The sequence below is a fragment of the Streptomyces sp. NPDC014894 genome (assembly GCF_043080985.1).
Classification (GTDB): domain Bacteria; phylum Actinomycetota; class Actinomycetes; order Streptomycetales; family Streptomycetaceae; genus Streptomyces.
The window spans coordinates 172,997-190,371 of record NZ_JBIBWD010000008.1; the positions used below are offsets into that span (position 1 = coordinate 172,997).

18 protein-coding genes are annotated in these 17,375 nt (G+C 73.9%); 10 read left to right on the forward strand and 8 right to left on the reverse strand.

Annotated features, from left to right (window positions below):
* Positions 1–44: 44 nt before the first annotated feature.
* Together ACF089_RS20545 and ACF089_RS20550 are read right to left on the reverse strand one after the other, a co-directional pair.
* The gene (locus tag ACF089_RS20545; protein WP_392028477.1) at positions 45–920 is read right to left on the reverse strand and encodes a DUF4394 domain-containing protein; all 876 of its coding nucleotides are present in this window, start codon (positions 918–920) and stop codon (positions 45–47) included.
* Positions 921–1,088: 168 nt separating this feature from the next.
* Complete coding sequence (locus tag ACF089_RS20550; protein WP_392028479.1) at positions 1,089–2,051, reverse strand: LysR family transcriptional regulator; 963 nt, start codon at positions 2,049–2,051, stop codon at positions 1,089–1,091.
* Between the two features lie 131 nt (positions 2,052–2,182).
* Here ACF089_RS20550 and ACF089_RS20555 point away from each other — a divergent pair, with 131 nt between their 5' ends.
* The 3 genes from ACF089_RS20555 (at position 2,183) to ACF089_RS20565 (ending at position 4,054) form a co-directional block, all read left to right on the forward strand.
* Entirely contained in the window at positions 2,183–2,857 is a 675-nt protein-coding gene (locus ACF089_RS20555; protein WP_392028481.1) for an aminotransferase class V-fold PLP-dependent enzyme, read from the forward strand.
* A complete protein-coding gene (locus tag ACF089_RS20560) occupies positions 2,794–3,297 on the forward strand; it encodes a hypothetical protein (protein ID WP_392028483.1) in 504 nt (167 codons plus the stop codon). Before ACF089_RS20555 ends, ACF089_RS20560 begins: the two co-directional genes overlap by 64 nt.
* 82 nt (positions 3,298–3,379) lie before the next feature.
* Entirely contained in the window at positions 3,380–4,054 is a 675-nt protein-coding gene (locus tag ACF089_RS20565; RefSeq protein ID WP_392028485.1) for an RraA family protein, read from the forward strand.
* On the opposite strand, the gene ACF089_RS20570 is transcribed toward ACF089_RS20565, so the two are convergent.
* Complete coding sequence (locus tag ACF089_RS20570) at positions 4,021–5,388, reverse strand: erythromycin esterase family protein (RefSeq protein ID WP_392028487.1); 1,368 nt, start codon at positions 5,386–5,388, stop codon at positions 4,021–4,023. The two genes, ACF089_RS20565 and ACF089_RS20570, sit on opposite strands and share 34 nt — an antisense overlap.
* 113 nt (positions 5,389–5,501) lie before the next feature.
* Between ACF089_RS20570 and ACF089_RS20575 the strand changes: the two genes are divergently transcribed.
* Positions 5,502–6,236 (forward strand): MerR family transcriptional regulator, encoded by a 735-nt coding sequence (locus ACF089_RS20575; RefSeq protein WP_392028489.1) that lies wholly within the window; start codon positions 5,502–5,504, stop codon positions 6,234–6,236.
* A gap of 137 nt (positions 6,237–6,373) precedes the next feature.
* Here ACF089_RS20575 and ACF089_RS20580 read toward each other — a convergent pair whose 3' ends face one another.
* On the reverse strand, positions 6,374–8,032 hold the full coding sequence (locus tag ACF089_RS20580; protein WP_392028491.1) for an ABC-F family ATP-binding cassette domain-containing protein: 1,659 nt from the start codon (positions 8,030–8,032) through the stop codon (positions 6,374–6,376).
* Between the two features lie 435 nt (positions 8,033–8,467).
* Here ACF089_RS20580 and ACF089_RS20585 point away from each other — a divergent pair, with 435 nt between their 5' ends.
* A complete protein-coding gene (locus ACF089_RS20585; RefSeq protein ID WP_392028493.1) occupies positions 8,468–9,214 on the forward strand; it encodes a PepSY domain-containing protein in 747 nt (248 codons plus the stop codon).
* Between the two features lie 267 nt (positions 9,215–9,481).
* On the opposite strand, the gene ACF089_RS20590 is transcribed toward ACF089_RS20585, so the two are convergent.
* On the reverse strand, positions 9,482–9,679 hold the full coding sequence (locus ACF089_RS20590; protein ID WP_392028495.1) for a hypothetical protein: 198 nt from the start codon (positions 9,677–9,679) through the stop codon (positions 9,482–9,484).
* A 215-nt stretch (positions 9,680–9,894) separates the two neighbouring features.
* Here ACF089_RS20590 and ACF089_RS20595 point away from each other — a divergent pair, with 215 nt between their 5' ends.
* Positions 9,895–10,563: a hypothetical protein gene (locus tag ACF089_RS20595; RefSeq protein WP_392028497.1), complete on the forward strand. Its 669-nt coding sequence runs from the start codon at positions 9,895–9,897 to the stop codon at positions 10,561–10,563.
* 73 nt (positions 10,564–10,636) lie between these two features.
* Here ACF089_RS20595 and ACF089_RS20600 read toward each other — a convergent pair whose 3' ends face one another.
* Complete coding sequence (locus ACF089_RS20600; protein ID WP_392028499.1) at positions 10,637–11,098, reverse strand: VOC family protein; 462 nt, start codon at positions 11,096–11,098, stop codon at positions 10,637–10,639.
* A 360-nt stretch (positions 11,099–11,458) separates the two neighbouring features.
* Between ACF089_RS20600 and fabV the strand changes: the two genes are divergently transcribed.
* Together fabV and ACF089_RS20610 are read left to right on the forward strand one after the other, a co-directional pair.
* Entirely contained in the window at positions 11,459–12,688 is a 1,230-nt protein-coding gene (fabV, locus tag ACF089_RS20605; protein ID WP_392028501.1) for an enoyl-[acyl-carrier-protein] reductase FabV, read from the forward strand.
* Positions 12,685–12,825, forward strand: a complete 141-nt coding sequence (locus tag ACF089_RS20610) for a hypothetical protein (RefSeq protein WP_392028503.1) — start codon at positions 12,685–12,687, stop codon at positions 12,823–12,825. The genes fabV and ACF089_RS20610 overlap by 4 nt, the downstream gene beginning before the upstream one ends.
* 35 nt (positions 12,826–12,860) lie before the next feature.
* Here ACF089_RS20610 and ACF089_RS20615 read toward each other — a convergent pair whose 3' ends face one another.
* Both ACF089_RS20615 and ACF089_RS20620 read right to left on the reverse strand, forming a co-directional pair.
* Positions 12,861–13,352 carry a hypothetical protein gene (locus ACF089_RS20615; protein ID WP_392028505.1) on the reverse strand — a complete coding sequence of 164 codons (492 nt, stop codon included), beginning with the start codon at positions 13,350–13,352 and terminating at the stop codon, positions 12,861–12,863.
* Between the two features lie 145 nt (positions 13,353–13,497).
* Positions 13,498–14,607 (reverse strand): DUF5937 family protein, encoded by a 1,110-nt coding sequence (locus tag ACF089_RS20620; protein ID WP_392028919.1) that lies wholly within the window; start codon positions 14,605–14,607, stop codon positions 13,498–13,500.
* A 97-nt stretch (positions 14,608–14,704) separates the two neighbouring features.
* Between ACF089_RS20620 and ACF089_RS20625 the strand changes: the two genes are divergently transcribed.
* Both ACF089_RS20625 and ACF089_RS20630 read left to right on the forward strand, forming a co-directional pair.
* Complete coding sequence (locus ACF089_RS20625; RefSeq protein WP_392028507.1) at positions 14,705–15,985, forward strand: ATP-grasp domain-containing protein; 1,281 nt, start codon at positions 14,705–14,707, stop codon at positions 15,983–15,985.
* Positions 15,982–17,280 (forward strand): MFS transporter, encoded by a 1,299-nt coding sequence (locus tag ACF089_RS20630; RefSeq protein WP_392028509.1) that lies wholly within the window; start codon positions 15,982–15,984, stop codon positions 17,278–17,280. The genes ACF089_RS20625 and ACF089_RS20630 overlap by 4 nt, the downstream gene beginning before the upstream one ends.
* Positions 17,281–17,375: the final 95 nt, after the last annotated feature.

Sequence of the window (17,375 nt, forward strand, 5' to 3'; positions counted from 1 at the left end):
GCTCCCGGTCCCGGACCCCGCGCGGGTCCGGGACCGGACGATCGTCAGCTCCGGTCGATGGGGAGGGCGATGTCGGTGACCTGGCGACGGGCGGGGAAGGCCCCGAGATCGCGTACCGCGCCGGTCAGGACGTCGACCTCGTACAGACGGTGGGCGGAGCCCCGCTGGAGGGCCGCGAAGCCCCGGTTGACGCCGTCCGCCGGGGAGAAGTGGATGTCGAATCCGGCGTCGGGGCCGGCGTCGACGCCCAGGCCGCCGGTGGGGGCGAGACTGCCCGCGTTCGCGGGCGACTGGAGGACGACCCGGTCGGCGAGGGTGTCGATGTCGAACAGGGTGGTCGCCGTGGCGGCGTCGAGGTCGTTGTTGGTGTAGGCCGCGCCGGTGACGCCCTGGGCGGTGGCGGGCGGCGCCGTGGGGTTGGTGAGCGTGCCGTCGACGACGGTGCCGGGCGCGCCCGCGGCGTCGTCGATGTTGTGACGGAGGTTCTGGCCGGTGTCGCTGATGACGCGCAGCCGGTTGGCCGCGGGGTTGAAGTCGACGCCGAACCGGGCGCCCGCGAGCGCGACCGTCAGCTGGGAGACCTTCACGGCCCGGGCGGCCGTGTCGAGCGTGTAGACGCCGCCCTGGTCGCCGACGCCGTACAGCGCCAGATTCTGTACGCGGCGGTCGATGCCGACGAGCCTGGTGTCGCCGGTGAGGCCGCTGATCCGGCCGAGGGTCTTGGTCTCGGCGGGCTTGTCGACGGCGAACCGGACGAGCCGCTGATCGGCCGTCAGCCCCAGCGCGACGAGCGCCTTCGGGGCGGCGGCGGCCCGGTCGCGGGGCGCGGCGGGCGCGGCGCCGGAGTCGGCGAGCGCGAGGGCTGGGGCGGCGAGGGCCGCGGCCAGGCAGGCGGCGGCGGTGGCGACGGAGATGCGCATGATCGTGCTCCTTGAGTGGCGGCTCACCCGGAGTGGGCGGCCTCACTTCACCCTTCGGAGCGAAGTCCCGGCGGTATGGGCGAGAGTTTCATGTATCACCCCGATGGCGGACAAAACACCTCCCGGATGTACGCCTGCCGGCCCCGGCCGACGGTACGCCCGCCCCGGTCAGGGGACGCTCGCGGTCGTGCCGTCGGCCGGCGGGCGGGGGACGATCTCCCGCTTCCGCGCTTCCGTCGGCTCGGTCTGTTTCACCCGCGCCGTCTGCTCCCGCGCCGGCTCGATGAAGGCGCGCACCGCGGGGCCGGGGGCCTCCGAGGCTCGGGTGGCGAGGCCGAGACGGCGGCGGGCCGTCGCCCGGGGCGCGTCCACCGGGCGGGTGACCAGGGCCGCGGGCAGGGGCGGCACGGCCAGTTCGGGCATCAGGGCCAGTCCGGGACCGGCCTCCACCATGGCCAGGGCGGTGACTCCCTCCTTGACCGCGCCGGCCTCGCTCGGACCGAGTCCGGCGCGGCGGAACACGTCGCGGACCAGTGCCGCGCAGCCTCCGGTGGAGAGGATCATCGGCTCCGCGGCGAGCGCGGCGAGCGGAACCGTCCCGTACCGGGCCGGCGGGTGCGTCCCGGGCAGCACCAGCGTCAGTTCGTCCTCGGCCACGGGGACGGCGTCCAGTTCGCCGGCCGGGAGGACGACGAAGCCCACATCGACCTCGCCGCTGATCAGCCGCTCCCCCGTCTCCACGTCATTCCCCTCGTGCAGGGACACGTCGATCCCGGGGTGGCGCAGCCGGTAGGCGGCGAGGAGGCGGGGCAGGAGCCGGGTGGAGGCGCTGGTGAAACTGCCGACCCGCAGCCGGCCCGCGCGCAGTCCCCGCAGCGCGAGAATCTCCTCCTCGGCGGCGCGGACGCGCGCCAGTACGGCCCGGGCGTGGACGGCCGTGCGCGCTCCGGCGCCGGTGGCGGTCGCCGGGCCGCGTCCGCGCCGCACGAGCGCGACGCCCAGCTCTCGTTCCAGCCCGATCACGGCATGGCTGACCGCTCCCTGGGTGACGTGCAGGGTCTCGGCGCCCCTGGTGAAGGAGCCGGTGTCCAGGACCGCCATGAGGCAGCGCAGCTGCTGGAGTTCCATCATGAGCCCGCTTCATGGAGGACATGAAAGACATTCCTTTGACGCATGCCCCCATGGTCTCCATGCTCGGAGCACCGGGGCGACCTCCGGTGGGGCAGTCCCCTCGCGCGTCCCCGGGCAAGGAGGCGGCAGACGTGGATCTCGCGCGCTTCCGTGACCAGTTCCCCGTACACGACCACGTCGCGTGGCTGTTCACGCCCAGCTGCGCCCCCGCGGCCCGGCCGGTGACGCGCGCGCTGCGCGAGGAGTTGGACGGCTGGGAGTCGGAGGCCGTCTCCCGGTCGCGGCGCGACGAGCCGGCGCGGCGCGGCCGTGGGCTGATGGCCCGGCTGCTCGGGGTGGACTCCGCGGACGTCGCGCTGGCGCAGTCGGTGGCGGAGGCCGCCGCGACGGTGGCCGCGTCGCTGCCCGCGGGGAGCCGGGTGGTGGTGGGCGCGCTGGAGTACCGCAGCAATCTCTTCCCCCGGCTCGCGGCCGAGGAGCGCGGTGTCGAGGTGCGTACGGCGCCGATGCCGCGGGGGCGGCTGAGGAGTGAGGACCTGGCGGCGGCGATCACCGAGGGGACGACGCTGGTGGCGATCGCCGACGTGCAGTCCGCCACGGGGTGGCGGACCGATCTGTCCGTCGTCGCGGCGCGCTGCCGGGAGGTCGGGGCGCGGCTGTTCGTCGACGCGACGCAGAGCGCGGGCGTGCTGTCGCTGCCGGATTCGGTGCGGCCCGACTACATCGCCGTGCACGGCTACAAGTGGCTGCTCTGCCCCGGGGCGCGGCCTGGCTGTACGTGCGTCCCGACCGGCTCGCCGGGCTGACGCAGCTGGCCCCCAACCCGAGGAGCGCCTCGCACCCCTGGCGGGACTACTTCGGAGGTCCGCTGTCGTACGCTCCCGGCGCCCGCAGGCTCGACATGTCGCTGTGCTGGCCGTCCTGGGCGGGGGCGGCCGCCGCGCTCGATCTGATCGGCTCGCTCGACCGCGAAAACCTCGAACGGCACTGTCTCGGGCCGGCCCGGCTGCTCCGCGACGGCGCGGGCGAGCGCGGCTTCGTCCGCTCGCCGAGCGAGCGGCCGAGCCATGTCGTCACCCTCCGGGTCCCGGACGCCGAGCGCGCGATGCGCGGCCTGCACGCCCACGGGGTGCGTGCGACGGCGCGCGCCGGAGCCGTCCGGTTCGGGTTCCACGGCTTCAACACCGCGGGCGATGTCGCGCGGGTCCTGACCGCCCTCGAATCCCTCCCCCGAACCGCCGGGTGAGCGCACCGGCTTCGACAGGAGGCCGCCGGATCGGTCACCGCGTCGGCGACGGCGTGATCCCGAGCACGTGAGGAGACCGACCATGACACCCGACCGGTCCGAACGGGACGGCGTCCGCGCGCGGTTCCTGGCGTTCGGCGCCTCTGCCGCCGCCGACGCCCTGGACGAGTTCGGCCTCACCGACCAGGGAGTCCACCCCGGTCTTTCCGCGCTCTCCGGGGAACGACCGGCGGGTTGGGCCTTCACCGTCGCGGGGGCCATGACCCCGTACGAGGGCACGGGCGATCCGGCGAAGATGCGGGCCTGTGCCGAGATCGGCGCGGGCGAGGTCTCCGTATGGGCGGGGAACGGCGAAGGCGTCTGCCACTTCGGCGAACTCATCGCGCTCGGCATGGCCGGGCGCGGATCCGTCGGCGCGCTGGTCGACGGGGGCGTACGGGATCTCCGGCAGCTCCGGGCCCATGGCTTTCCCGTCTTCGGCCGCTACCGCAGCCCCGTCCAGTCCATCGGCCGGTGGCGGGTCACCGAAGCCCAGCGGCCGGTCCGGGTGCGCGGGGCCACGACGCGCTGGGTCACCGTGCGGCCCGGCGACTTCGTTCTGGCCGACGAGGACGGAGCGCTCATCGTGCCCGGCCCCCGGATCGACCGGGTCCTCGCCCGGGCCGAGGAACTGACCCGGGCGGAGGACGGCGTGCGGGAGGCGATCCTCGGGGGAATGTCCCTTCAGGAGTGCCTGGACGCGTTCGGCCATGTCTGACCGCTTCCCCGACGGCCGCCGGGCAGGGCGTCGGGCTCGGGCGCGGGCGCGGGCGCGGGCGCGGGCGCGGCATCGGCATCGGCATCGGCGAAGAAGGCGACCGCGTCGACCCCGCCCAGGTCGACGGAGTCCAGGGCCAGATAGCCCTGGTGGGCCAGTGGTCCGGTACGGGGGACGAGGACGGGAGCGCGGTCCGCGGCCGCCGCCAGGGGGCCGGCGGGGAAGAGGGCCCGTTCTTCGGTGACCTCGTGGAGAAGCCCCTGAAGGGTGTCCGGCGCGGGCTCCCCGATCCCCCGGGCGGGGGCGGCTCCGAGGTCGCAGGCGATCACGGCGTACCGCTCCGCGAGGTCCGACGCGGCGTGCGTACCGGCGCTCCACCAGGTCACATCCATGCCCGCGAACCTCAAGGCGCTGCTGTCCCTCCGCAGACGGTGATTGTGGGCGAACACCAGCGACGGGCCCCGGTCCCGCTCGGCCTCCACGACGGCCAGGAGATTCTCCGCCAGCATGGCGTCCCTGGCCCCCATCATCCGGGCGATCCGGGCTCCCGGCGCGGCCGCCGTGTCCGCCATGATCGCGTGGTAGCGCAGCAGACCCCGCGCCGTGCGTCCGAACAGCCGCGCCCTGGCGAGGCGTTCCGGCGAGGCGGCCGCGGCCAGGCCCGGCGACTCGGCCGCGAGGACTCCCAGCAGATCGTCGGTGATCGCGCGGAGTCGCCGCGCCCGGTCGGAGCCGCCGACGGACCGGGCCGGGTCCATCAGGGTCGCCGGGTCGTTCCACGCCGCGTCGTCGCCGAGCAGTGAGTCGATCGTCTGTCGCGGCCAGGGCAGCGCGGACGCGTCGAGATGGTCGGCGAGAAAGCGGTGGAGCGCGGTCAGCGCGGTACGCGGGCTCTCCGTGCCGGACATCTCGATCGGGGCGTCGACGCCGTGGAATCTGACCTGGTCGCGGGGTGCGCGGCCCTCGTTGTGGCCGCGGAGCCAGCCGACCAGCTCGCGGTTGGCCGCCAGCGCGCCGAAGTCGTGGCTGAAACCGGTCGCCAGGACGTCTTCGAGGCGGCCGCCGCCCCCGGTGATGTGCTCGTCCACGGCGAGGGCGGCCAGACAGTCGCTCTCGACGGCGATCGAACGGCAGCCCCGGTGCTCGACCAGATGTCTCAGCACCTGGTTGCGGAAGCGGGGGAACGCCTCGATGCCATGGGTCGGTTCGCCCAGGCCGAGCAGCAGGGGCGGTACGTCACGGGAGTCGAGGAACTCGTCCAGCGCGCGGCCGAGGCCGGAGCCGGTGTGGGTGAAGGGCAGGCCCGATGAGTGAAGGGCGGTTCGAAGGGGCATCTCTTCCGCTCCTGGAGGGGTTGGATTACCTTCAACTTTATCTTTGAACGCCCGGTTGAGACTTTTGACCGATCAGCCGCCGCGATACGCCGACAACTCTCAAACACGGGGTGATGGGGATGAGTCAGGGGCGGCTGCGGCCGGCCGATCTGGCCCGCGAACACGGTCTGTCGACGCAGGCCGTGCGCAACTACGAGGAGGACGGGATCCTGCCGCCCGCGCCGCGCAGTCCGCACGGGTACCGGCAGTACACCCGGGTGCACGCCCAGGCGCTCCGGACCTTTCTCGCGCTGAGGCCGGGGCACGGGCACACGACGGCCGGCGCGATCATGCGGAGCGCCAACGCGGCGGACCGGGAGGCGGTCTTCCGGCTCGTGGACGAGAGCCATGCCCGGTCGCTGCGGGACCGGGTGACCCTCGACGAGGTGGGCCGCGCGCTGGGCGAGATCACGGCGGCCCCGGCGCCGCTCCCGGCGGGCGAACGGCCGATGTCCATCGGCGCGCTCGCCCGCCGGCTCGATGTGCATCCGGCCACGCTCCGTACGTGGGAGAGGGCCGGGATCCTCAGCCCGGAGCGCGACCCGGTGTCCGGCTACCGGCGGTACGGCGCGGAGTCCGTGCGCGACGCGCACCTGGCCCAGCAGCTGCGGCGCGGCGGCCACCCGCTGAGCCGGATCGCGCCCGTGGTCGACCAGCTGAGGTCCGCGGGCGGGGCGGCCCCGCTGGAGGAGACGCTCCGCGGGTGGCGGGCCGGCCTGTCGCGGCGGAGCCGGTCCATGCTGACCGGCGCGGTCCAGCTCGCGCGCTACCTCGACCTCGTGGACCCCGAGGAGCCGGACGGGGCGTGAGGCTCGGCCCCCGGCCCGGCGGGCCGGTCGAGGCGGGCGCGCCGGGCCGGGGTCAGCCGCAGCTCGCGCGCGGCGGTGTACTCCTCCGGATGGTCGGTCCCGGCACGCCCGACGGCGCGGTTGAGGCGGGGGCGGGGCTACCGGCCGTCGGTCAGCGGGTCCGCCGGGGCCGGGGGCCCGGTCTCCAGCAGCCGGCCGTCCGCGAACCGCAGCCAGCGGTCGATCCCGATCTCCGCGAGGAACCGTTCGTCGTGGCTGACCACCACGAACGCGCCCTCGAAGGCGTTGAGCGCGCTCTCCAGCTGACCGACGCTGGCCAGATCGAGATTGTTGGTCGGCTCGTCCAGCAGCAGCAGCTGGGGGGCCGGTTCGGCGTACAGCACACAGGCCAGGGTGGCGCGCAGCCGCTCGCCCCCGGACAGCACCCCGGCCGGCAGATGGATGCGGGAGCCCCGGAACAGGAAGCGGGCGAGCAGATTCATCCGCTCCGACTCCGGCATCCCGGGGGCGGCGTCGGCGAGGTTCTCGGCCACGGTGCGGTCGAGATCCAACAGGTCCAGCCGTTGCGAGAGATGGGCGACCCGGCCGACGGCCGGCTTCGACACCCCGCCGCCGATTTCCAGCTCACCGTTGATCACTCGCAGCAGGGTGGACTTCCCGACGCCGTTGGGGCCGGTCAGCGCGATCCGCTCGGGGCCGCGGATCGCCAGGTCGAGACCGTCTCCGGTGAAGAGTTCCCGCTCGCCGCGCCGGATCCGCATCCGCTCCCCGAGAAAGACGGTGCGGCCCGCCGGGACCCGGGTTTTGGGCAGTTCCAGGGCGATCAGCTGCTCGTCGCGCAGGGCACGGCCCGCCTCGTCCAGCCGGGCCTTGGCCTCGCCGAACCGGGCGGAGTGGGTCTGGTGCGACTTCCCCGCCGCTTCCTGCGCGCCGCGCTTCATGTTCCCGGCGAAGATCCTCGGCAGACCGGCGTTGCTCAGATTGCGGGCGGCGTTGCCGGCCCGGCGCTCGGCCCGCTCCCGGGCCTGCTGCATCTCCCGCTTCTGCCGCTTGACCTCCGCCTCCGCGCTGCGGATGTTCTTCTCGGCGACCTCCTGCGCGGCGCGCACGGCCGCCTCGTAGGCGGTGAAGTTGCCGCCGTGGAAATGGATCTCGCCCCGGTCGAGTTCGGCGATGCGGTCCATCCGGTCGAGCAGGATCCGGTCGTGGCTGACCACCAGCAGAGTGCCGCCGAAGTCGTCGAGCGCTCCGTACAGCCGGTGCCGTGCCTCGAGGTCGAGATTGTTGGTCGGCTCGTCGAGCAGCAGGACGTCCGGCCGCTTCAGCAGCTGCGCCGCGAGGCCCAGGGAGACGATCTGTCCGCCGCTCAGGGTGTGCAGCGGCCGGGAGAGCGCGATGTCGCCGAGTCCGAGCCGCTCCAGCTGGGCCCGGCTGCGCTCCTCGATGTCCCAGTCGTCGCCGATCGTGGCGAAGTGCTTCTCGTCGGCGTCCCCGGACTCGATGGCGTCGAGCGCGCGGATGACCGGGGCCACGCCCAGGACCTCGGCCACGGTCACATCGCCGATCAGGGGCAGGTTCTGCGGGAGATGGCCCAGTACGCCCTGGACGGTGACGGCTCCGCCGGTGGGCCGGTACTCCCCCGCGATCAGCTTGAGCAGGGTGGACTTGCCGGCCCCGTTCGGCGCGACCAGCCCGGTGCGGCCGCCGCCGACGGCGAAGGACAGCTCCTGGAAGACGGGCTGGTCGTCGGGCCAGGAGAAGGAGAGGTTCGAACAGATGATGGATGCGTCTGACATGTACTCGGGACACCTCATGCGGTGACGGGGGCGCGCCGAGGGCGCCCGCCGGGGGGAATTGACGAAACGACTGGTAGGGCCACGGCGGCGGTGGTGGTGCGTGCCTGCCGGTGGCCGATCACTTCCGGTATCACCCGGAGATGTCGTCGTCGCCCAACATGTCGATCTCCCTACGTTCCCGTTCACTCGCGCCGACATCGTACTCAAGTCCGTCCGTGGTGTGCACGCGATTTTTCGGACAGGGCGGTGGAGCGGTCCGCCGGGGCAGGCGGGACGGTTCTGCGGGCGGGCGCGGAGAGGCGGACGGGCGCGGACGGGCGGACGGGCGGACGGGCGGACGGGCGGACGGGCGCGGACGGGCGGACGGGCAGCCGATCGGGTGGCTCGTGGCGGCAGCCGGGTAGGGGCGGGCGGCGAGGGGATACCGGTGGCTGTATGAGCCCTCAGTCGAGTCAGCCGCAAGCATCCGCCCCGCGCCCCCGCCGGGCCCGTACCGTCGCGGCGATCTGTGCCGTCGCCGGCTCTCTGCTGTCCCTCGCCGCCTGCGGGAACGACAAGGACTCGGTGACGTCGGCGGCCGACGCCGCCCGGGAGGCCGGAGCCCAGCCGACCCATTCGACGCCCTCGGCCGTGCCGTCCCTCTCGCAGGAGCGGCAGCGGAGACAGGCGCTGGTCGGGGCCACCAAGATCACCTGGGACAAGGCCGCGGACACGGCCGTCGGCGAGGAGCCCCAGAGCAAGCTGGTCGAACTCGATCTGGAGCGCGCCCCCAGCCCTCCGAGCCCCTCGGAGGCCACGGGGTCGCCCCGGCCCTCCTCGAGCCCCGGCTCCCCGCAGTGGGCGGCGACCGTGGCCCAGAAGGACGGCACGGCCCGGATCGTGATCATCGACGCGGTCACCGGGAAGGTCACCGAGTCCCGGCTCGAACAGGGCCAGGACGCGGAGGAGAAGCAGCACCTCGCGGGGCTGCTCGGCCGGGCGACCCAGACCCCGGAGCAGGCGGTCAGGACCGCCACCGACAAGCAGCCGGGGACCGTCACCGGAATCCAGCTCGACGACGACGACAACGACGTCGCCGTCTGGGAGGTCGAGGTCGCGAACACGGACGACTGGACCGAGGCGGACTTCACGATCGACGCCGCGAAGGGGACCGTCGTACGGGAGCAGGTCGACCGGGACTGATCCGGGGGATCCGGGGGCGTGTGCGGGGGCCCGCGTCACCGCGGGCCCCCGGTTCCTCGACGCGGCTCGGGCAGCGGACGGGTGCGAGGCCCGACTCCTTCCGTACCGCGTCCGCCGTACGCCGTGCCCGTGCCGCGCCCTTCATGGAGTCGGGCCCGCGCCGCCGGATCCGTGGAGTCGGGCCCGTGCCGCCTTGCCCGCGCCGCCGGGTCCGTGGAGTCGGGCCCGCTCAATCGGCGCGGGAAGCGCTTCCTCCGTCAGTCGCGGTCAGTCACGGTCGCCGGTCTCACCGGCCCTGTCGGCCCTGCCCTCCGTCCCGGCGCGACGGGCGCTCGACCGGACGCCCGGCCGCTGCGTCCGGCGCCGCCAGGCACATCCGATTCCGGTCGCCAGGATTCCGCCGACGAGCTGGGACGGCAGATTGGTCAGCAGCCCCTCGTACACGAGAGCGAACAGTTCAGCCACGGCAACTCCCCTTCTCCGGAGCCCTTTCGGGCCTCCACCGCGACCACCGTGCACCCGGCTCCCGCCCCGTCGGACGGCGTGCCGCCGCTTCCCCACATGTACGGACGGCACCACACGCGTCCGTACGCGGTGGCATCCTGACCGGACGGTTCTGGACGGTTCTGGACACGGGGGTGTGCGGGTTGGGGAAGCCTGGAGTCTTCACGAAACCGCGGTTGGACGACGGACCGCTCAAAGCGCTCAACGACGCCCTCCACACCTTCCACCTGTGGGCCGGCCGTCCCTCACTGACCGAGATGTACGCGGCCCTCAGCGACGAGGCGAAGAAGAAGATCTCGCGCAGCACCCTGCACGCCGCTCTCACGGGGACGGCGCTGCCCCGGCGGGACACGGTCGACGCCCTGGTCGAGATCCTGGGCGCCCGGGCGCGCAACACCACTCCCGAGGAACAGCTCCTGCGCTTCGACAAGCTGTGGCAGCGGGCCGCGGCGGGCGAGATCTCCGCGAACGCCCTCGGGGGCGCGGCCCTGCCCGTCGACGTGCCGGGCGCGGGTCCGGATCTTCCCGCGCTGGTCGCGCGGTACATGGGGAGCCGTCCCGGGGAGGACCGTCTGACCTTCGTTCTGCTGCTGATGGAGGCCCTGAAGGGCGGCCCGGAGAGCGAGCGGCAGGACCGGGCGTCGGACCTCTTCAGGTTTCTGGTGACCAGGGACCGCGACCGGCGCCGGCAGCTGCCGCCCGGGGCCGCCCCCGACGCCTTCGACCTGCCCGCGGCCTCGGACGACGTGGACGCCTCGATCCCCTCCGCCGAATCCGGCGAATCCGATGAATCCGACGGCCACTACTACGACGACGACGTCATCGACGCCGAGATCGTCGACTGAGGCGGCCATCGCGGCGGTTCGCGCGGAGCCCCGGCCGGGGACGGCCGGGGCTCCGCGACCGCGTCCGCCCCGGTCAGTCCAGGCAGAACTCGTTGCCCTCGGGATCGGTCATCACGATGAAGCCGGTGCTCATCGGGGGTTCGGGCTCGAAGCGGCGCACCCGTTCCGCCCCCAGCGCGAGCAGCCGGTCGCACTCGGCCTCCAGCGCCGCCATCCGTTCGTCCCCGCTCAGTTCGGGGGCGACGCGGACATCGAGATGAACGCGGTTCTTGGCGGTCTTGTCCTCCGGCACCTGCTGGAAGAACACCCGTGGGCCCTGTCCGTCCGGGTCCTCGATGGCCGACCTCGTGTTGCGCTCCTCCTCCGGCACCCCGAGCCGGGCGAGGAAGTCGTCCCACGCGGCCAGCGGGTCGGCGCCCTCGGGCAGCTCGACCCCGGGCGGCCCGGGATGGACATAGCCCAGCGCCTCGCGCCAGAAGGACGACAGCGCCCTCGGATCGCGGGCGTCGAAGGTGACCTGGATGTGACGGCTCATCAAGTTGCTCCGTTCGTTGCCTGGTTCATGTGCGGGCGGGAGTCGCTCGGAGTCCGACCCAGCCCCCGGCTCCACCCTGACATGCCTTGCGGACAGGATCTGTCCGCGGACGTCGGCGAAGGGGGCGACACGGCCGCGGCAAGCGGGGGACGAGACCGGCGAAACCCCGGAACCGCCGTGGGCGCCGCCCCGGTCGGGGCCGGGACATCCCCCGAACGTGGTGGGAACACTCCAAGGCCGGCTCGTGATCGTTGTCCCCCGCGCGGCCGCTGTCCGGGCCCGCCCTGTCGCAGACTGGCGGGACGTGGCGGCCGCGCCGGTCGCCGCGCCCGTGTCCCGGCCGACCCAAGGACGACCATCGTGAGCGAGCGTGTTCTCACCCCCCGCAACCGGGGCTTCCTCTTCCTCGACTCCCATCCGGCGGGCTGCGAGCGGCTGGTGGCCGACATGTGGCAGGAGTGCCCGGCTCCGGACAGCGAGCCGGCGGGCGCCGGACCGGTGGCGCTGATCATCGGTTCCTCCGCCGGATACGGCCTGGCGGCCACGCTCGCCGGACTCAAGCGCGCCGGCATCCGCGGCGTCATGGTCTCCTTCGAGAAGGCCCCCACCGAACGGCGCACGGCCACGGCCGGCTGGTACCGCACCGCCGCCACGGCCGGCATCGCCCGTGACGCCGAGCGGGATCTGGTGTTCCTCAACGGCGACGCGTTCTCCGACGCGATGAAGGACCAGGTCGCCGACATCGTCGAGCGGCGCTTCGGCGGCCGGCTGGACCATCTGATCTACTCGGTGGCCGCGCCCCGGCGCACCGACCCCGACACCGGGGCCGTGTACGCCTCCGTCCTCAAGCCGATCGGCCGGACGAACCGCACCAAGACCCTCGTCTTCGACGGCCAGGGCGTTCCCGAGGTCCGCGAGGTCGAGACCGGGCCGGCCGAGGGCGACGACGTCGAGCAGACGGTGGCCGTGATGGGCGGCGCGGACTGGGAGCGCTGGATCGACCGCCTCGCCGGCCGGGGTCTGCTCGCCGAGGGCTTCACCACCGCCGCGCTGTCGTACATCGGATCGCCGCTGACCGAGGCGATCTACCGGCAGGGCACCATCGGCACCGCCAAGGCCCATCTGGAGGCGACCGCCCGCACCCTGAACCGGAGGCTCGGCGAGACGGTGGGAGGACGGGCGGTGACCTCCGTCAACGGGGCCGCCGTCACCCAGTCCTCCACCGCCATCCCCGGCATCGCCCTGTACACCGGTCTGCTGCGCGGAGTCCTCGGCGAGGGTCTGGTCCCGCCGGTGCGCCAGCTCGCCGCCCTGTGGGACCAGCTCACCGGCGCGGCCGCGCTCGCCCTGGACGACGAGGGCCGGATCCGCCTCGACGGCTGGGAGCTGACCGACGACGTCCAGTCGGCCGTCGCCGAACGCTGGGAGGCCGCGGCCACCGACACCATCGCCGGCCTGGCCGACCTCGACTGGTTCCGCGGCGAGGTCCGGCGCCTGTACGGATTCTCCGTGCCGGGCGTCGACTACACGGCCCCGGTCGCCACCGATGTGCCCTGGCCCGGTCAGGACTCGTCCCCGGTCATGGGATGAGCGAAGGCCCGCGCCGGGACCGGGCCCGCGACGGCTCCGTACGGCCGGGCGACGGCTCCGTACAGCCGGGCGACGGCTCCGTACGGCTGGGCGACCATCTCCGTACGGCCGGCTCGCGGCGCGGGGAGAAGCCATGACGGGCCATCGGCACGCCGAACGCCGGACCGCGTCCTCAGCGCGGGGGAAACGGCGCGAGAAGCCGATCCCACTCCTCCGCCGCCCGCGTCAGCCCGGCCCGGTCGGTCTCGATCTCGACCTCGATCACCTCGATCTCGATCACGTCGTCGGGACTCTCGTCGCGCCCCTGTACGGGCTCGTCCCCGGGTGAGAGACGCACCCGCAGCACTCCCGCGCCGTCGTGCCACCGGACCTGGCTGAAGGCGAGGAGCGGTTCGAGGAAGGCGAGGTCCGGGACGAGGTCCCCCTCCGGGTCCGGCTTCGCGTCCGGCCTCCTTCCGTCCGCGACGGCGCGCAGCCACGCGGACAGCCGACGGGCCTCGTCGGTCAGCAGACACGCGTCGGTGAAGGACCGGCGGACCGTGGGAGTGGTGACTTCGGCCCTGATGACGAGCCAGTTGTCGTCCCAGTGGTCACCACTGGCCCTCGTGAACTGGTAGCGGAGCGGCGTCAGGTCGACGGCGGCCGCTCGGTCGGAGAGTCGCACCGCCGAAGGATGCCACGTTTCGCGGGGCCCGTCGTCCGGCGAAAGGGCCTGTCGTACGGCGGAGTGGTCTTTGTACGGCGTACGGCGGGGCGACCGGCCCGCCGCGCCGGTCCTCCGGGGGCGGAGAGCGCGGGCGGCCCCGGCGTCAGCGCAGGATCGACTCCAGGAAGTCGCTGCCCAGTCGCGCCACCACGGTGAGGTCCAGCTGGTGCTGTACGTACCTCCCGTGCCGCCGGGTGGTGAGCATCTCGGCCTGGCGCAGGACCCTGAGATGGCGGGACACCTCGGGGGCGGTCATGCCGAAGACCTTCGCCAGCTCGCTCGTGGTGTGCGGGGCGCGGGCCAGTGCCCAGCACAGGCGGATTCTGGCGGGGTGGGCGAGCGCCATCAGGCGCTTCTCCGCCAGCTCGGAGGCGCCCGGGCCGGGTCGCGTCTCGGAGGACGGGACCGGGTACTCGACGACAGGCCGCCATCCCGGCGCGTGCTGCACGAGCACATGGGGCCGGCCGAACGTGCTCGGCACGAAGGTGACACCGGGGTCGACGCCCGGCTGGGCGGCGCTCGTCCGGCCCTGGGACAGTTTGTCGACATGGATGCGCCGGCCCCGCTCGTCCTCCCGGAGGGTCACGGTCGGCGACACCGCGCTGAGCGCGTCGGCGAGGCCCCGGCGGCGCAGCAGCTCGGACTTCTCCCGCGCGTCCGCGACGAGTCGCGGGCGGACGCGCTGCCAGACCTCGGCGAAGAACGCGTCGTCGCAGTCCTCCAGCAGACGCCGGATCCAGTCGCGGACCGCCGCCGGATCCTCCAGCAGACGCTGGGCGAAGCCGAACTGCCGGGGCCCGCGCGCGGACGCCCGCTCCAGGGCGGCGTCCCGGGCGGCGGCGTCCACCAGGGGGGAGCGCCCGCCGCGCAGCGCGCAGCCGGAGGCGTTGATCTCCAGCGCGGCTTCGACGTAGGTCTCGTCGTCGAGCCGGTCCACCGCGTCCAGTTCCTCCGCCAGGGTGGCCGACGGCGTCGCACGGCCGGGCAGCAGGATGTCGGACCGCGTCGACCGCCACAGGAACTCCGCCTCCGACATCCGGCTCAGCAGATCCGGTTTCAGTCCGGCGGCCGTCGCCGTCGCCCAGCCGTGCAGGCCCGGGTGGTGGCCGGGCTCGGAGAGCACATGGAGAGCCGCGCCCAATTCGGCCAGCGGGGACGGCCCGAAGACGATGCGCTCCCGTGGAAGCCCGGTGATGTCGATGTCGACGCCCATGGCCCCATGGTGCACGGGGCACCACAGGACGGCGCCCCGATTGGCCGTGATGGTCAATCGATACGCCGGCTCCTCGAACCGGGAGGATCGTCGAGGCATGATCCCTCCCATCGGCACACGGTTCTCGGCGATCTCCGGCGGACGCCCCCGCGTTCTGATCGTCGGCGGCGCGCTCCAGCACGTGCGCAAGGCCCGGCAGCTCGGCCTGGACGTGGTGCACGCCCAGTTCCCCGACGAGTACGACCGGGGTCACTGGCCCTGTGTCGATCAGGCGCTGCTGCTCGACTACGGCGATGTGGACCGGCTCCTTCCGCTGGTCCGGGCGCTGCACGAGGACCGTCCGTTCCGGGCGGCCGTATCGCTGTTCGAGCTGGGACTGCTGCCGGCGGCGCGGGTCAACGAGGCGCTCGGGCTCGGGGGCGAGTCGGTGGCCACCGTGGAACTGCTGCTGGACAAGTGGCGGATGCGGCGTCGGCTGGCGGCGCGGGGCATCGGCCCGGTGGCCGCCGGGGTCGGCCGTTCCGCCCGCGAGCTGCGGGAGTTCGGATCGGCGCACGGCTTCCCGGTCGTCGTCAAACCGATCAGCGAATCGGGCAGCCTGGGGGTGTTCCTCGTCCGCGACCCGGCCGACGCGGAGACGGTCGCCGAGCGGTTCCGGTCCCTCGGCGCCGGGCGCTGGTCCGCCAAGGATCTGTCCCGCGCCGACTCCTTCGACGCGTTCCTCATGGAGGAGTTCCTCGACGGTCCGGAGATCAGCGTGGAGACGCTGACCTTCGAGGGCCGTCATGTGGTCGTCGCGGTGACCGACAAGGAGTGCGGAGGGCCCGGCTTCGTCGAGATCGGGCACTCCCAGCCCAGCGGCTGCCCGGCGGAGACGCTGCGCGAGGTCGGCCGATCGGTGGCGGAGTTCCTCGACGCGGTGGGGCTGCGCGGCGGTCCGGCGCACACCGAGGTCAAGCTGACCTCGCGCGGGCCCCGGATCGTCGAGTCGCACAACCGGGTGGGCGGTGACCGGATCAACGAACTGACCGAGACCGTGTACGGCGTCGACATGGAGCGCTACGCGCTGGGCGCGGGCTTCGGCCTGGTGGAGCCGCTGACCGGGTCGCCCGAGCCCCGGGGCGGAGCGGCCGTCCGGTTCCTCACCCCGGAGCCCGGCCGGGTCGTGGAGGTGACCGGCGTCGACGCGGTGCGCGCGGACCCGGCGTTCGTCGACCTCCGGCTGGGGGTGCGGCCGGGGGGCGAGGTGCCGCCGCTGGCGTGGAACGAGGACAAGGTCGGTCATGTCGTCGCCCGCGGCGACACCGCCGCCGAGGCGATCGCCCACAGCAGGCGGCTGGCCGCGGCGATCCGGGTGCGCACCGAGCCCGTCGCGTGAGCACCGCGCCGCCGGAGCGGCCGGGCGCCGGCGAGCCGTCGTTCCGCGAGGCTCTGCGCGGTCTGCCCGGCCGGGTGTGGATCGTCAGTCTCGGGATCCTGGTCAACCAGATCGGCAACTTCCTGCCCGTGTTCATCGTGCTCTATCTGACCGGGCGCGGTCATTCCGCCGGCGCGGCGGGGCTGGTGCTGGGCGTGTCCGGGGTGGGCAGGGTGCTCGGCAACGCCGTCGGCGGCCATCTCGCCGACCGGATCGGCCGGCGGCGGACCATCGTGCTGTCCGCGGTCACGACCTCCGGGCCGACGGCGGTCGTGCCGTTCCTCGACCCGCTGCCCCTCATCGTCGCGGTGGTCGCTCTCATCGGTGTGACGTCGCAGATCTACCGGCCGGCCGCGGCGGCGGCGCTGGTCGACTCGGTGGCGACCGAGCGGCGTCGGCTGGCCGCCTTCGGGGTGTTCCGGTTCGCGCTGAATGTGGGCTCGGCGGTGGGCGGCGTCATCGGCGGGGTGCTGGCCGGCTCCTCGTACACGGGGCTCTTCCTGGTCAACGCCGTCGCGTGTCTGCTGTTCGGCGTGGTCGTGGCGGCGCTGCCGCGGGACGCGCCCGGGGCGCGGTCCGACCGGGGCGACGGGACGCGCGCGGGGGCGAAGGGGGCGGCGTACCCGGGGACGAACCGGTCGGCGGCGTGGCCGGGGGCCGCTCGGGCGGCGGGGTACCGGCGGGTGCTCGCGGACCGGGCCCTGACGCGTTTTCTGCTGATGACCGCGGTCGCCGAGTTCGTCTACGTCCAGTCCACCGCGGGCCTGCCCCTGCACATCGACGCCGTGGGTCTGAGCGAGCGCGACTTCGGTCTTCTCCTGGGGCTCAACGGACTGCTGGTGCTGCTCTTCGAGCTGCCCGTCACCGGCGCGGTCGCCCGGTGCCGGCCGGAGCGCGTTCTGGCCGTGGGCAATCTGATCACCGGCGCGGGCCTGGCGCTGACCGGTTTCGGGACCGATCTGGTGCTGCTGTCGGCGACGGTGGTGATCTGGACGGTCGGCGAGATGACGAACAGCGCCGTCTCCCAGGCCCATGTGGGCAATCTGGCTCCGCCGGGGATGGTCGGGCGCTATCAGGGGCTGCACGGGGTCGCGTACACGGTCGGCACGGGCACCGGGCCGCTCGTCGGCGGCGCGGTGTACGCGATCGACCCGTGGGCGCTGTGGGGCCTGGTCGGCGCGGCCGGGCTGTGGTCCGCCCGGCTGAGTCTGCCGAGCCGCCGGGCGAAGGCCCCGGTGGGCGGGGCGCGTTCCTGACCCGGACGCGCTCCCCGCGCCTGCGGCTCCGCCCGGGCCCGCCGCAGGGTCGCCGCAGGGTCGCCGCCGTTCCGGCCGGGCGCCCCCGACGACGG

Excerpts from the sequence above, each read along its gene's own strand:
- ACF089_RS20545 (WP_392028477.1), bottom strand. The coding sequence starts at position 920 with ATGCGCATCTCCGTCGCCACCGCCGCCGCCTGCCTGGCCGCGGCCCTC.
- ACF089_RS20550 (WP_392028479.1), bottom strand. The coding sequence starts at position 2,051 with ATGATGGAACTCCAGCAGCTGCGCTGCCTCATGGCGGTCCTGGACACC.
- ACF089_RS20565 (WP_392028485.1), top strand. The coding sequence starts at position 3,380 with ATGACACCCGACCGGTCCGAACGGGACGGCGTCCGCGCGCGGTTCCTG.
- ACF089_RS20570 (WP_392028487.1), bottom strand. The coding sequence starts at position 5,388 with ATGCCCCTTCGAACCGCCCTTCACTCATCGGGCCTGCCCTTCACCCAC.
- ACF089_RS20575 (WP_392028489.1), top strand. The coding sequence starts at position 5,502 with ATGGGGATGAGTCAGGGGCGGCTGCGGCCGGCCGATCTGGCCCGCGAA.
- ACF089_RS20580 (WP_392028491.1), bottom strand. The coding sequence starts at position 8,032 with ATGTCAGACGCATCCATCATCTGTTCGAACCTCTCCTTCTCCTGGCCC.
- ACF089_RS20585 (WP_392028493.1), top strand. The coding sequence starts at position 8,468 with ATGAGCCCTCAGTCGAGTCAGCCGCAAGCATCCGCCCCGCGCCCCCGC.
- ACF089_RS20600 (WP_392028499.1), bottom strand. The coding sequence starts at position 11,098 with ATGAGCCGTCACATCCAGGTCACCTTCGACGCCCGCGATCCGAGGGCG.
- ACF089_RS20610 (WP_392028503.1), top strand. The coding sequence starts at position 12,685 with ATGAGCGAAGGCCCGCGCCGGGACCGGGCCCGCGACGGCTCCGTACGG.
- ACF089_RS20620 (WP_392028919.1), bottom strand. The coding sequence starts at position 14,607 with ATGGGCGTCGACATCGACATCACCGGGCTTCCACGGGAGCGCATCGTC.
- ACF089_RS20625 (WP_392028507.1), top strand. The coding sequence starts at position 14,705 with ATGATCCCTCCCATCGGCACACGGTTCTCGGCGATCTCCGGCGGACGC.